This window comes from Cupriavidus sp. USMAA2-4, from assembly GCF_001854305.1.
GTDB lineage: Bacteria > Pseudomonadota > Gammaproteobacteria > Burkholderiales > Burkholderiaceae > Cupriavidus > Cupriavidus malaysiensis.
Map to the genome: position 1 here is coordinate 2775432 of NZ_CP017748.1, position 13991 is coordinate 2789422.

The 13991-nt window shown below is 68.5% G+C and carries 13 protein-coding genes; 2 read left to right on the forward strand and 11 right to left on the reverse strand.

All coding sequences use genetic code 11. The annotated features are described in order from the left end of the window. Positions 1-4: 4 nt before the first annotated feature. The 8 genes from BKK79_RS12150 to BKK79_RS12185 all read right to left on the reverse strand — a co-directional run bounded on the left by BKK79_RS12150 (position 5) and on the right by BKK79_RS12185 (position 7845). On the reverse strand, positions 5-799 hold the full coding sequence (locus tag BKK79_RS12150; protein ID WP_071010188.1) for a DUF1835 domain-containing protein: 795 nt from the start codon (positions 797-799) through the stop codon (positions 5-7). A gap of 165 nt (positions 800-964) precedes the next feature. Next, complete coding sequence (gene paaE, locus BKK79_RS12155) at positions 965-2053, reverse strand: 1,2-phenylacetyl-CoA epoxidase subunit PaaE (RefSeq protein ID WP_071010186.1); 1089 nt, start codon at positions 2051-2053, stop codon at positions 965-967. Between the two features lie 115 nt (positions 2054-2168). After that, entirely contained in the window at positions 2169-2732 is a 564-nt protein-coding gene (paaD, locus tag BKK79_RS12160) for a 1,2-phenylacetyl-CoA epoxidase subunit PaaD (protein ID WP_197523939.1), read from the reverse strand. Between the two features lie 39 nt (positions 2733-2771). Continuing rightward, positions 2772-3614: a 1,2-phenylacetyl-CoA epoxidase subunit PaaC gene (paaC, locus tag BKK79_RS12165; RefSeq protein ID WP_071037791.1), complete on the reverse strand. Its 843-nt coding sequence runs from the start codon at positions 3612-3614 to the stop codon at positions 2772-2774. 12 nt (positions 3615-3626) lie between these two features. After that, positions 3627-3914 (reverse strand): 1,2-phenylacetyl-CoA epoxidase subunit PaaB, encoded by a 288-nt coding sequence (paaB, locus tag BKK79_RS12170; RefSeq protein ID WP_071010181.1) that lies wholly within the window; start codon positions 3912-3914, stop codon positions 3627-3629. A gap of 26 nt (positions 3915-3940) precedes the next feature. Continuing rightward, positions 3941-4957 (reverse strand): 1,2-phenylacetyl-CoA epoxidase subunit PaaA, encoded by a 1017-nt coding sequence (paaA, locus tag BKK79_RS12175; RefSeq protein WP_071010179.1) that lies wholly within the window; start codon positions 4955-4957, stop codon positions 3941-3943. Positions 4958-5180: 223 nt separating this feature from the next. Beyond that, positions 5181-7391 (reverse strand): TonB-dependent receptor, encoded by a 2211-nt coding sequence (locus BKK79_RS12180; RefSeq protein ID WP_071037792.1) that lies wholly within the window; start codon positions 7389-7391, stop codon positions 5181-5183. 109 nt (positions 7392-7500) lie between these two features. Continuing rightward, positions 7501-7845, reverse strand: a complete 345-nt coding sequence (locus BKK79_RS12185; RefSeq protein ID WP_071037793.1) for a hypothetical protein — start codon at positions 7843-7845, stop codon at positions 7501-7503. A gap of 414 nt (positions 7846-8259) precedes the next feature. On the opposite strand from BKK79_RS12185, the gene BKK79_RS12190 reads away from it, so the two are divergent. Both BKK79_RS12190 and BKK79_RS12195 read left to right on the forward strand, forming a co-directional pair. Continuing rightward, positions 8260-9159, forward strand: coding sequence for a L,D-transpeptidase (locus BKK79_RS12190; RefSeq protein WP_071037794.1), 900 nt, complete (start codon positions 8260-8262; stop codon positions 9157-9159). A 157-nt stretch (positions 9160-9316) separates the two neighbouring features. Further along, on the forward strand, positions 9317-9784 hold the full coding sequence (locus BKK79_RS12195; RefSeq protein ID WP_071010172.1) for a universal stress protein: 468 nt from the start codon (positions 9317-9319) through the stop codon (positions 9782-9784). A 27-nt stretch (positions 9785-9811) separates the two neighbouring features. Here BKK79_RS12195 and BKK79_RS12200 read toward each other — a convergent pair whose 3' ends face one another. The 3 genes from BKK79_RS12200 to BKK79_RS12210 all read right to left on the reverse strand — a co-directional run bounded on the left by BKK79_RS12200 (position 9812) and on the right by BKK79_RS12210 (position 13973). Next, positions 9812-10090, reverse strand: coding sequence for a DUF1488 domain-containing protein (locus tag BKK79_RS12200; RefSeq protein WP_071010170.1), 279 nt, complete (start codon positions 10088-10090; stop codon positions 9812-9814). A gap of 104 nt (positions 10091-10194) precedes the next feature. Further along, positions 10195-12273, reverse strand: a complete 2079-nt coding sequence (locus BKK79_RS12205; RefSeq protein WP_071010168.1) for an FUSC family protein — start codon at positions 12271-12273, stop codon at positions 10195-10197. Positions 12274-12728: 455 nt separating this feature from the next. After that, positions 12729-13973 (reverse strand): nucleoside recognition domain-containing protein, encoded by a 1245-nt coding sequence (locus BKK79_RS12210; protein ID WP_071037795.1) that lies wholly within the window; start codon positions 13971-13973, stop codon positions 12729-12731. Positions 13974-13991: the final 18 nt, after the last annotated feature.

The window sequence follows — 13991 nt, forward strand, 5'->3', positions numbered from 1 at the left end:
CCGATTACTCCGGGCTGGCCACGACGTTGCGGCGCAGTTCGCAGGTCTGCAGGGAATCGGCATTGCCGCGCAGCACCAGCTGGCCGGTGCCGATCAGCTCGCGGCAGCGCCAGAAGACGAACCAGTCGCTGGCCAGCAGGCCCTCGACCGCGCCCATCACGCCGCCCACCACCTGCGCGGCGGGCGTCCATGCGGCCGGGCAGCGCTCCAGGATCACGTCGTCCACCGTGTGGTAGGCGGCCGGCACCAGCGTGTTGCCCTTCCACAGGCGCACGTCGGCGTTCTCCTTGACGCATTGCTGCCACTCGTAGCCCAGCCGTCCCAGGCGCAGCACCGAGACCGGCGCGATGGTGGAGAAGCGCCGCGCCAGCCGTGCCGCGGGGTACATGCCGACCGAGGCCAGATGGCTGTGGGCCGGCATGTCGAGCTCGCGCACGTCCAGCGCCACTTCGTTGATGCGCTGCGGTGCCTGGTAGAGGTGGAAAACCACGCGGCGCAGCATCAGCTGGTCGGAGGCGCTCTGGCCGTGCCAGATCGCCACTTCGGTCTCGCTCTTGCGCACGTCCTGCAACTGGTCCAGCGCCTGGCGCATCTCGGCGGCGAAGTCGATGTCGCTGTGCGGGGCAACGCGCTGCCAGAAGCCGGAGCGGATCAGGCCGGTACTGTCGATGTCCGATAGCGGCCCCACCGCGAGATCGTCGCGCAGCACCACCACCGGGTCGGGCCGGGCGGCCTCCGCGAGGGCCTGGCGCATCGTGTTTCCCGCTACGTCACCGTTGACGACATGGATGTATTGCATGGGCAAGATTGTAGATGGCAGGTCCGGCGCCGAACCCGAGCACGGGTTGCCGCGGGCGACCTCCGGCCCGGCATCCCTCTCCTCCATGCATTGTAGCTGCGGTGCGTCATCGCGCGCGATCGTACCGTGCGGGCGGGCGCGCGCCGGGCGGCGTCCGCCGCGGCCTCAGCGCTCGTCGTAGCTGACCACCACGCGCGGCGTCAGCGCGCGCGCCTGGCAGGTCAGCACGAAGCCCTTTTCCATTTCCCAGGGCTCCAGCGTGTAGTTCTTCTCCATCTCGACCCTGCCCTCCAGCACCTTGGCGCGGCAGGTGCAGCAGACCCCGCCCTTGCAGGCATAGGGCAGGTCCAGCCCGGCCGCCAGCGCGGTATCGAGCACGTTGGCATCCTGCAGCGGCAGGCGCATCGCGTGCTGCTTGCCGTCCAGCACCACCACCAGCTCGGCCGTGCCGGCATCGCTGGCGCGGGCCGCGGGGGGGCTTCGGCGCACGGGGGCAGCCGGCACGCCGAAGCGCTCGGCGTGGATCCGGTGCGGATCGATGCCGGCCTCGCGCAGCGCGGCCTCCACGTCATCGATCATCGAGGCCGGCCCGCAGACGAAGGCGGCGTCGATGCCCTGCGGCGGGATCAGCGCGCCGAGGAAGGCGGCCACGCGGGCGCGGTCCAGCCGTCCGTGCAGCAGTTCGACCTCCTGCGGCTGGCGCGACAGTACGTGGTACAGCGTGAAGCGCGACAGGTACTGGTTCTTCAGGTCTTCCAGCGCTTCCGAGAAGATGATGCTGTCCACGCTGCGGTTGCCGTAGACCAGCGTGAAGCGGCTGGCGGGCTCGCGTGCCAGCGTGGTCCGGATCAGCGACAGCACCGGAGTGATGCCGCTGCCCGCCGCGAAAGCCACGTAGTGGCGTGCCGCGCCGGCTTCCAGCGGGGTGTGGAAACGGCCATCCGGCGTCATCACGTCGAGGGCCTGGCCGGGGGCGAGGCTATCGTGGAGGTAGTTCGAGAACAGGCCGTCCTCGACCCGCTTGACCGCCACGCGCAACTCGCCGCGCTCTTCGTAGTCCTGCACACCGCAGCAGATCGAATAGGAGCGGCGCACGTCCTGGCCGTCGAGCGGCGCGCGCAGCGTGAGGAACTGGCCCTGCGTGAAGCGGTAGGCGTCGCGCAGCGCGGGCGGTACGTCGAAGGCGATCGAGATGGTGTCGGCCGTTTCCGGGCGGACCTGCGCCACGCGCAGCGGATGGAACTGTGGGGTCATCGCACTTCCGGCCTGGTGCCGGTTCTGGGTTGCGGGTCGGGGCGCGGGCGCCTTGCAACGGGGGGGGGCGTCCGGACCGGGTTCAGGGTTCGCGCTGCTTCGCTTCTCCGCCTTTTCAGTAGGGCTTGAAGTAGTCGAAGGGCTCGCGGCAATCGAGGCAGCGGTACAGCGCCTTGCAGGCGGTCGAGGCGAAGCGCGCCAGTTCCTGCGTATGCAGGCTGCCGCAGCGGGGGCAGGCCACCGCCTCTCGCGTGCCGGCGGCGCCCGGCACGAAGCGCAGCGGCCGGGCCGCGCCGCCTTCCTGCCCGCTGCCGCAGGCGCCCGGCGGAGCGATGCCGAAGTCGCGCAGCCTGGCGCGGCCGGCCGGGCTGATCCAGTCAGTGCTCCAGGCCGGTGCCAGCGCGGTGCGGATGCGCCAGGGGGCCAGCCCGGCGCCGTCCAGGGCGGCACCGATGTCCTGGGCGATCTGCGCCATGGCCGGACAGCCCGAATAGGTCGGCGTGATCACTACTTCGAGCGTGCCGTCGGCATCGGTACCGATCCCGCGCAGGATGCCCAGGTCGCGGATGGAGACGACGGGGATCTCCGGGTCGGGCACGGTCTCCAGTACCGCCCAGGCCAGGCTGGTGCGGTCCGCGCCAGCGCCAGGGGTGGTCGGCTTCGGGGTGGCTGCCGGCATGGCTGCGGTCTCCATCGGCTGTCGGCGGGCGCGGGCGGCTTACCACTGCGCGCCGGGGTGGGCGCGCGCCAGTCCCTGCAGCTCGGCCAGCAGGTAGCTCATGTGTTCCGAATGTACGCCGTGCTTGCCGCTCGTCAGGAAGCCCGAGGCGGGCGGCATGGTCAGCGTGGCGGCTTCGACGGTGTCGCGCACGGTCGCTTCCCAGGCCGCGCGGCAGTCGGCGGCCCGCACGCCGACGCCCTGCGCGGCGGCGGCGTCCTCGACCGGGTCGGGCGAGAAGCACTCGTTCATATAGGGCAGCAGATGGTCGAGCGCCCGTTGCACGCGGGCGTGCGAGGCCTCGGTGCCGTCGCCCAGCCGCACCAGCCAGCCGGCGGCGTGATGGAGGTGGTAGCGCGTCTCCTTCACCGATTTGGCGGCGATGGCGGACAGTTCGGCGTCGGCGCTGGCTTCGAGGCGGCTCCAGAGCTCGGCCATCAGCGCGCTGTAGAGGAAGTTGCGCACGATGGTGACGGCGTAGTCGCGGTCGGCGCTGGCGGTACCTGCCAGCGGTCCCCGGTGCGGCAGCTCCAGCAGGGTCCAGTTGCGGAATTCGCGCTCGGCGCGCCAGTAGGCGTAGTCGTCCTCCTGGCAGGCGCGGCCGGTCAGCTCGCCCTCGAGCGCGCCGGCCCGGCCGTACAGCAGGCGCGCCTGGCCGATCAGGTCCAGGCTGATGTTGGCCAGCGCGATGTCCTCTTCGAGCACGGGTCCGTGGCCGCACCACTCGGCGTTGCGCTGGCCCAGTACCAGCGCGTTGTCGGCCAGGCGCAGCACATACTGCAAGGCCGCGCTGCGCGCCAGCGGCAATTGCGACAGCAGGGTCGGGGAAGTCGGGTAGCTCATGGCGGCCGGCCCTTACATATGGTTGACTTCAGCAGGCAGCTGGTAGAAGGTCGGGTGCCGGTAGATCTTGTCCGCCATCGGGTCGAACAGTTCGGGCTTTTCCTCGGGCGCGCTGGCGGTGATCGCCGCCGATGGCACCACCCAGATCGATACGCCTTCCTGGCGCCGCGTGTAGACGTCGCGCGCCATGTGCAGCGCCTGCTGCGCGTCGGCGGCATGCAGGCTGCCGCAATGCTTGTGTTCCAGACCCTGCTTGCTGCGGACGAAGACTTCCCACAGCGGCCATTCCTTTTGCGTCATCGTTGTCTCCATTCGGTGTGTGGGGCTCAGGCGGCCTGGCGCGACGCTTCAGCGTCGCGCTGTGCCTGTTTGGCCGCATGCGCCAGCGCCGCTTCGCGGACCCAGGCGCCATCCTCGTGCGCCTTGACGCGCGTGGCCAGCCGCTCGCGGTTGCAGGGGCCTTCGCCGTTGACCACGCGCCAGAACTCGTCCCAGTCCAGCGGACTGTAGTCATAGTGGCCGCGCGCGGCGTTCCAGGTCAGTCCCGGGTCGGGCAGGGTCACGCCCAGCACCCTGGCCTGCTCGACGGTGGCATCGACGAACTTCTGGCGCAGGTCGTCGTTGGAAATACGCTTGATGCCCCAGGCCATGGTCTGCGCGCTGTTGGGCGAGGCGGCGTCGGGAGGGCCGAACATCATCAGCACCGGGAACCACCAGCGGTTCACCGCGTCCTGCACCATCTCGCGCTGTGCGTCGGTGCCGCGCATCATCGCCAGCAGGGCGTCGAAGCCCTGGCGCTGGTGGAAGGACTCCTCCTTGCAGATGCGGATCATGGCCCGCGCGTAGGGGCCGTAGGAACAGCGGCACAGCGGGATCTGGTTCATGATTGCCGCGCCGTCGACCAGCCAGCCGATCACGCCGACGTCGGCCCAGGTCAGGGTCGGGTAGTTGAAGATCGACGAATACTTGGCGCGGCCGCTGTGCAGCGCGTCGATCATGTCGTCGCGCGAGGCGTCCAGCGTTTCCGCGGCGGAATAGAGATAGAGGCCGTGGCCTCCCTCATCCTGCACCTTGGCCAGCAGGATGGCCTTGCGCTTGAGCGACGGGGCGCGCAGGATCCAGTTGCCCTCGGGGAGCATGCCGACGATTTCCGAGTGCGCATGCTGGGAGATCTGCCGGACCAGCGTCTTGCGGTAGGCCGGCGGCATCCAGTCCTGCGGTTCGATCTTGGCGTCGGCTGCGACGCGCGTGTCGAAGGCCGCCTGGCGCGCGGCATCGGTCGGCTCGGAAACTGCGGGCTGCGCACCGGGCGCGGCGGGCAGGTCCAGGCTTTGTGTGTACATGGCGCCTCCTTTGGCGGTCCGCCCGTTTCATGTCGGTCTGGGGCCAGGGGCGGGTAGCATCATTATATATAAACCGACCAGTCGGTCAATTAATAAGAAAATCAAGGGCTTGGGGTGTGCCGGCGCCGGCGTGGGGAGGGCGGGAGCGGCACCGCCGCGCGGCAGGGGCCGGCGCAGCGGGCGTCGCTTTTTCCCGGCCCGGCCCGCACCGGGGAGGGAAGTGTCAGAACGGCTTGGACAGCGCCAGGTAGAAGCTGCGCCGCGGCGCGTACTGGGGCGCGCCCACGCCGATGCCAGTGCCGTCGCGCAGCGCGTAGGAGCGGTCGAACAGGTTCACGATGCTGAAGCGCGTCTTGAGCTTGCCGATGACCGGTGCATCGAAGGTATGCGCCACGCCCACGTTGACCTGGAAATAGCCCGGCAGGTGGGTGGTGTTGGCGAAGCCGTTGCGCAGCCCGGAGCCGAACAGCGCGTCGCCACTGAACTGCGTGCCGCGCCACAGGTAAGACGCGCCGAAGGAGCCGCTGACGGTCTGGTCGTGGTCCAGGTGCACCCAGTTATTGGCGATGTAGGCGAGTTCGTCGGCGGAGAAGTTGAATTGCCCGCTCTCGATGCCCTTGGCCATCGCCCGCGACAGCGCCAGGTTGGCATAGGCGCCGAAGTTGCCCTGGCGGTAGTTGGCCGTGCCTTCCAGGCCGTAGATGCGTCCGCGCGCGTAGTTGAAGGAAGAGAAGATCAGCGCGTTGCCGAACTGGCCCTCGTCCTGCAGGTGGCGCACGTCGCGGTAGTAGGCGTCCAGGCCCAGCGTCAGGTTGCGCGTGGCCTGGTGCGAGATGCCCAGGTCGAAGTAGTTCGAGCGTTCCGAACGCACCGAAGTGTTGGCGCCCGACGGCAGCGCGTTGGTGGTGCCCTGGAAGGCGGCCACCGAGGTGGTATCGATCAGTTCGGTCGGCGGCGGCGTGAAGTAGCGCGCATAGCCGGCGTGCAGGCGGGTGGCATGGCTCAGTTCATAGGTCAGGCCCAGGCGCGGGCTCAACTGCTGTTCGCTGACCACCGTGTTGACGTGGTCGTAACGTGCACCGTAGTTCACCGTCAGCTTGTCGGTGGCTTTCCACTCGTCCTGCAGGTAGAAGCCCATGGTGGTGCCGCCGAGGGTGCCGTTGTCGGTGATGCTGAACGGCGCGCTGCTGGTCTGGTTGCCGTCGGCGTCGGCCGGAAACACGCTGGAGGTGTTGTTGACGATGGCATGCTCGTATTGCACGAACAGTCCGCTGCGCAGCGTGTGGCTGCCGTTGAGCGCGTAGCTGGCGTCGGCCTGCATGCCGTAGGCCTCGTTGCTGCGCATGATGTTGGAGGCGACGCCGTTGTAGACCAGATCGCCGATCGGATCCGGGTTGTAGTCGATGCGGCTGGTGCGGTGGAACAGCGACACCTGGTAGTCGAGCGTCGAGGAGACCTTGTTCTGGTAGGACAGGATCTGGAAGTCGGTTTTCTCGCGCTGGCTGGCGTTCAGGCTCGCGGAGCTTGGCGCGACGGCACCATCCAGCGTGAAGGCGGGAGTCAGCCCGGGCCGGTTGGGAATCTCGAAGCGGTTGTTGGCGTTGCCGAAGACGAAACTGACCCGCTGGTCGGGGTCGATCAGGTAGGACAGCATGCCGAAGGCCTTGCCCTGGTCGGTGTGATCGTGGATGGCGTTGCGCGAGCCGGTCGGATTCTCGATGCCGAGGTTGTTCTCGATGAAGGAGCCGCTCAGGTAGTAGCTGAGCCGTCCCGCGGTGCCCTGCACCTGAGCGTTGACCTCGCGGTCGCCATGGCTGCCGATCACGGTGCCGATTTCGCCGCCGAAGGGCTTCGGCGGCGTCTCCTCGTCCTCGCCGCCGGCGGCGGCGCCCTTGGTCCGGATGTCGATGATGCCGGCAGTACGGTAGCCGTACTGGGCTGGCAGCGCGCCCGTGATCAGGCTGACCTGGTCGGCAAAGCGCGTGTCCAGCATCTGGCCGAAGCCGCTGATCGGCTCGGGGACGATGACGCCGTTGATGCGGTATTGCAGGTTGGCATGGTCGCCGCGCACATGCAGTTGCCCGAAGGAGTCCTGTGTGACCCCGGGGGCCTGCAGCAGGACCTGGTTCAGTGCGGTGTTGTCGCCTTGCGGCAGTGCGGCGATGTCTTCCTTGTCGAAGCGGTAGACCGAACTGCCGGTTTCGGGGGACAGTTTGTTGCGCGCCTCGTCGAGGCGCTTGGCGGACACGACCACGGCGTTCAGTGTCTTGCTGTCGGGCGGCGGCGTGCCGTCGCCGGCTGGCAGGGCCGGCGGGTTGGTGGAAGCGCTGGAGGCGCTGGAGGCGGGGGCGGGCGGGGCGGACTGCGCCTGCGCGGCGAGCGCGAACGCCGACGCGGCGCCGGCCGCGAGCGCGCGGAGCGGAAATCTGGACATGGTGAGCCTTGGCGGTGCGGAAACGTCGGTCGCCGGGCACCCAGGGCGCCCGGCATCGAGTGTCCTGAATCACGAATTCGCTTTCTCGACGAACTCAAGAATCAGGACCCTAGCTAGCGAGACAGAACGATCCGGACCGCACGGGCGGGCCGCGGCTGCTGGGTTGCGGCCGCCATACCGGTGCGGCGTGGCGCTGCGCGAGATAAGGAAAGTGCCAGCTGCGTCCCGAGGCCGGCAGGCGCAGGGCCATGGCCGGCAGCGCGACGGCCAGCGCCGCCAGCACCAGGCACTGGGGGCAGACTTCGTGCGAAGGCCCGCACTGCTCCAGGTCCGCTGGTGCCGCACAGGGATTGCTGCGCTGTGCCTGCAGGTGGGCGAGCGCATGCACCGATGCCGCGACCTGCCCGCACAGCAGGAACAGGACAAGCAGCAGGGGTAGCCAGCGTCGCCGCATCGGGTGGACTCGTATTTCTTCTTGGAGGGGGCGACGGCGCAGGCGACAGCCCCTTTTAAATGCAACTTCGTTGCAATATTGCCATAGCGCCCAGGCGTTCGGCAACGGCGCCATGGATGGCTGTTTGCCACCGCCTCCGGCCAGCTCCGGAATGTGATGCAGCGGGCCTCCTGGCCACGGGCTCTGTCCCCCGCGGGATATCCGGGCCCGTTCTCCCAGTCTACATAGCAGGGAACGGCGGCAATGCGCCGCGGGTGTTGCCTGCCGCACGCCGCGGCGCGCGCAAGGTCCCGACCCTCCGTGACCCTGCTCAAGGTCTGCCGCTGGTGGCAGGCACATCCTCCTCGCAGGCAATCGGATCCCGGCGTCCAGGCGCCGTTCCCAGCAAGCGCCATCCCGACCATGAGGCCGACCATGTGGCATCCGTTCCCGCCCGTTTCGAGTGGCACCGGCCACTGGCTGGCTACGCCAGCCAGGCGCTCGTCCACGCTGGCGAGCCTGATCCTGATGCTGGTCGCGCGCGCCGTATGGCCGGCACCGGCGCCCCTGCCCGCCACTGACCTGGAGCGGGTCCACGCCGCGCTGGTGGCCGGGATCAAACGGCACCGCGCGGTGGCGCCCGCCAGGGCGGACTATTACGCCGGCCTGCTCGATGCGGCGCTGGCGCGGCAGGGGCTGGAGGCGCGGGCCGGCGGCTGGGTGCTGGTGGTGGACCGTAATCCACGCATCCAGACCGTCCTGGTCTACACCCGCGCAGCGCCGGACGGGCCCTGGCAATGGGTGGGTGCCGCGCCGATCTCGACCGGACGGCCCGGGCGTTACGACTACTTCGTCACGCCGACCGGCGTGTTCGAGCACAGCCTGGACAACATGGACTTCCGCGCCGAGGGCACGCTGAATGAGAACGGTATCCGCGGCTACGGCGCGCGCGGCATGCGCGTCTACGATTTCGGCTGGGTGGAAGCCGAACGGGGCTGGGGCAAAGGCGGGCGCAGCGAGATCCGGCTGCAGATGCACGCCACCGATCCTGTCTACCTGGAGCCCAGGCTGGGTCAGGCCGCATCCAAGGGCTGTGTGCGCATCCCGGCAGCCTTGAACCGCATCGTCGATGCTTTCGGACTGCTGGATGCCGACTATCTCGACGCGGTCGCGCGTGGTGATGCGCTATGGGTGCTGCGGCGAGACCGTACGCCGGTGTCCTTTCCCGGCCGCTATCTGGTCATCGTGGACTCGGCACGCAAGGTGTCCGCGGCCCTTGCCGTACGGGGCGAGGCACCACGCGGCGTGGCCGGCGCGACGGCCAATATGCAATGAGACCGCCAGCAACCTCGGCCAGGCGGAGGTAAGATCACCTCGCCGGTAGCGCCGCCGGGTGACGACAGGCCTGGCGCCGCGGCTGCCGCGCTGCTGGCGGACTATTCCCTTTCTCTTTTCCTTTCTCTTTTCCTTTCTCATGATGGAGGCAATGGCAATGACGGATTCGGCGTATCAGAAGATCATGGTGGCAGTCGACGGCAGCACCACGGCGGAGCGCGCGCTCGACGAAGCGATCCGCGTGGCGCGTCTGTCGGGCGCGCAAGTGCTGGCGATCTATGTGGTCGATAACGGCCAGGTGCTGTTCGACGCGGGCTACTACGATCCGACGCAGCTGCGCAATGCCTTTGTCGAAAGCGGCAAGCGCGCGCTGGAGGATGCGGCGCAGCGCCTGAAAGCCGCCGCTGTCGCCTACGAGACCCGATTGGTGGACGAGCCGGCCGTGGTCGGCGACGTGGCCGGCTCGCTTAATGGCGCGGCCGAGGCCTGGGGCGCGGACCTGATCGTGCTGGGTACGCACGGCCGCCGTGGCGTGCGACGCCTGGTCCTGGGCAGCGTGGCCGAGGAGGTGATCCGCGAATCGACGCTGCCCGTGCTGCTGGTGCGTGGCACCGCGCCAGCCTGACCATCCCGCCGGCCCGCCTGGCGTCAGTTAGTTGGCAAAGCGGAAATGTCCGCTGCGCAGCACGATCTCGTGGGCCTGCGTCATCTCGAACCAGCTCAAGGCGATGTTCTCGATCTGTTCCCGATGCGCGGTGAAGGCCTGGACCAGGTCTTCCTCGCGCGGCGAGCGCGCGCCGAACTGGCTCTTGAGGGCTTCCGCGGTGACCGAATAAAGGCTGGGCTCCCCATCCACGGTGGCGGGGCATGACAGCGTCAAGCTTGCCGCGCAATAGGTCGGAAGGCTGCGGGGGAAGGTGATTTCGGCCATGGCGCACCTCACGACGGTAGGTGGATGCGGACCATTCTAGGCGATTCCATTCGATCCCGAAGCCCCGTACTTTGCCTTAGGGCCGCCAGGCGGGGGGCTTCCTGCTAGAGCAGGCCGGTTGCACGCGCCGTGTTGCGCTGCCGCGCGGCCTTCCCCAATTGCCTGAGTGACGTCACGGTGTCATGCGCCGCGGCGATATGGGCGAGGGCGTAGGTCGCCTGCTCCAGCAGGAAGGCGTCGATGCCGGCCGTGGGGAAAGAGGGCGTGGCCGTACCGTTGTCGCCAGGGCGGATGGCCAGTTTGGCCAGCCTTGCCTCAACCTGCTCCACCATCGATCGCGTGGCCGGATCGGGTGGCACGCGGGAGTCGCCCTCCACTCGGGTACGTACCAGCCCGGCCAGGGCCGCCAATCGGCGCGTGTCGGCGTGCAGGCGCTGATAGTGAGTGCTCATGTCGGTGGCCAGCGCGCTGTGTCCTTGCTGCAGGGTTTGCTCGGCACGGACCGAGGCGCGGCCGGCTGCCACCCGCAGGGCTTCCAGCCGCGCGGAATCTCCGCTGCCGTGGCGGCTGGCGGCGAAGGCGGCGCGCAGGTAGACGGCGTTCACCGCCAAGGCCTCCAGGCTGTGCCGGAACACGCGCGAAAGCTCCACGCGGGGCGCCAACACGGCGTAGCTGGCCAGCGCGATCAGGCACCCGAGTGCGGTGTCGAGACCGCGCAGCGCGGCGAAATAGCTGCTGTCGGCGGCAGGGGTGCCGATCCAGGAAAACAGGATGACCGCCGGCGTCAGACAGAAGGCGAAGCCTGCCGGCTGACCCGCCAGGCGCCAGGCATAGGCACCGGCCAGAAAGGCGGCGCTCAGCAGCAGGGCCAGTCCCTCCGACGGGTGTGCCAGACCGACGGCGCAAGCCAGCGTGGCGCCTGCCAGAGACCCGGCGAAGCGCTTGAGCGAGATCTGGCGCGTGGTGGTCAGCTGCGGGCTCAGTACCATGATCACGGTAACGGCCACCCAATAGCCATGGTTCATGCGCCAGACCTGGGCGGGCAACAGGCTCAGTCCGCCGGCGAGGGCCAAGCGCAAGGCATGCCTGCCGGCCAAGGCGTCGCGCGCGAGATGCTCGCCGACGGCCGTGCGCCAGCGCTGCCAGCTATGGCGCAGGCTCGGCCGAGGCCATTGGTGCGCGGCGCGCCAAGTGTCGAACGCGGGGAAGCGCGCCAGCATGGCGAGCGCGGCCTGGTAGGGGGGCGCGGCGCAGGCATTCGGCATCTGGGCGGTGAGATGGCGCAGTTCGCGCCCGATCGCGCTGGCGAGGGCCGGCAGGTCGGGAGCGTGCCGCGCCAAGGCCTGGGCCACCAGTTCGTGGATATCGCTGGCACAGCGGACGATATGCCGCAGTGGCAGGCCGGCACCGTCGGGGGCCCGCTCGCGCAACTCTGCGGCGACGATCAGCAGGCCGAAGACAGCGTCTGCGGCCTTCAGCAGATAGGCGTAGTAGAGCAGCTGCGGCGTCTCGCGCAGGTTGCGGCGGGCCGCGATCGCTTGCCTGGCGGCTTCCAGGCGGGTACGCACCGCGTGCTTGCCGGTCATCACCGTGGCGGCCGGGTAGGGGCTGGCGGCCAAGGTGCCGGCCAGGTGCCGGAGAGCTTCGAAGGCGGCGCTCACTTCTGCCCGTGGCCGGGTATCGCGACGGGAAGGGATCAGGCTCAGGCAGACCAGGCAGGCGAACAGGCCGCCGCACAGGAAGTCGACGCCGCTGGCCAATACCCGCGCCGCCAGCGCGGGCTCCGTGGCCGGCTGCAGGCAGGCGGCGATCAGCACCACGTAGAGCAGCTTGGCTTCGAGCGCGCGGGCAGGACCGCGGGTCTCGGCCAGGCCGGCGGCGAAGCCGCTGATGAGGATGACCGGGAATGCCAGCCAGGGCATCGGGGCGACCGCCGCACCCAGTGCTGCGGCCACGCTGCCGCCGACGCCTACCGCGGCAAGCCCGCCGAGCCGTTCGGCTGGTGTGCCGCGCCGGTCGGCCAGGCACGTCCAGAGCGATGCTGTGGCTGACCAGAGAAATCCCGGCTGGCCGGTCAGCCAGGCCATGCCCGCCAGCATCAGGAAGGCGGTGGCGTAGATCCCGCCTCGCCGGAGCATTTCGGCATCGGGCCCGGGGCGCGGCAGGCGCAAGGCGGCAAGCATGATGAGGCGGACTGCGGAAGTAGTGGATACGAGACGAAGGCGCAGCGCGCATTCCGTACCAACCTACGATAGGGATTGTTGCAATGCAACAAATCGAATCAAAGGGCGGGTCGCGTGGGGCTGCAGTCGGCTGCAAGGGACTCGCGGATACCCCACGGGAGGGTCTTGCGGCCGGCGCGCGATGCGCATGCTGCTGGCGCCACTTCGGCAGAATCTGCCTCCGCGGGGTCGAATCGGGATAAAAAAAACCCGCGCAATTGCTTGCGCGGGTTGGAATCCACCGAGGTGGTGGAGGAGACAGGTTTCACTATACTAGCTTTGCTGCGACGCACCAAGCAATTTGTTCGGCGGCGTGGCTCGCGAAGATCTTTTGTTGTTCCATTACAACACTCCATGCCTTTGGCATTCAATCATGTGACGTAATTGTCGCATTTGCCGCGCCGGAATCTTGCTTATCACCGGAACAGGTAGGCGATGCCGATGGCGGCGCCGAGGCCGGCGAAGTCGGCGAACAGGGCGCACGCCAGCGCGTGTCTTGTTTTGCGCACATTGACACTGCCGAAATAGACCGCCAGCACGTAAAAGGTGGTTTCGGTCGATCCTTGGATGATTGCTGCCAGCCGGGCCTGGAAGGAATCGACGCCGTAGGTGTTCATGACGTCGATCATGAGGCCCCGTGCGCCCGCTCCGGACAAGATCTTCATGAGTCCGACCGGAAGTGCCGGTACAAAGGCGGTATCGATGCCCAGGTGGGAAAAGAGCCGTGTCAGCGCGTCCATCAATGCCTGCATGCAGCCGCTGGCACGGAACAGGCCGACCGCCACCAGGATCGCGATCAGATAAGGAATGATCTGCACCGCCACGCCGAAGCCTTCTTTCGCCCCGTCGACGAAGGCCTCGTAGACGGAAACACGGCGCAACGCCCCGCAGGCCAGGAACAGCACGATCAGCCCAACGATCACACCGCTGCCCGCCTGGGCCGCCAGCCAGGCCGCGCGCCCTGGCGCCGCGTGGTGCAACCACAGCGCGAGCGCGGACATGGCGGCCAGCGTCAGGCCGAAGCTGGCGAGCACCAGCGGCTTGAACAGGTTGATGCGCTGGGCCCAAGCTACGGCCAGCAGGCCCGCCAGGCAGGAGGCTGCGGTGGCCAGCAGGGTGGGCAGGAAGATATCGGCAGCGTTGAAGCCGGTCAGCCCCTGCTTGACGGCAACCGCTTGGCGGATCGCGATGACCGATGACGGGATCAGGGTCAGGCCGGCGGTGTTGAGTACGATGAACATGATCTGCGCGTCGGTTGCCGTGTCCGGCTGCCGGTTCAGCGACTGCAGCTCGCGCATGGCGTTCAGGCCGAGTGGCGTGGCGGCGTTGTCGAGGCCCAGGAGGTTGGCCGACACATTCATCATCATGGCCCCCTGCGCGGGGTGCCCTTGCGGTACGCCGGGAAAGAAGTGGCGCAGCAGCGGATTCACCAGCCGCGCGAACATGTCCACCACACCGGCGCGCTCACCGACGCGCATGATGCCCAGCCACAAGCTCATCACACCGGCCAGCCCGAGAGAAATTTCGAAGCCGCTCCGGGCATTGTCGAAGAGGCTGGCCATCATGGCCGGAAAGACGGCATCGTCGCCGCCGACCAGGCGGACGCAGGCGACGATGAAGGAGAGCAGGAAAAAGGACAGCCAGACGAAATTCAGTGCCATCGCGGGTGGGCGGAGTCT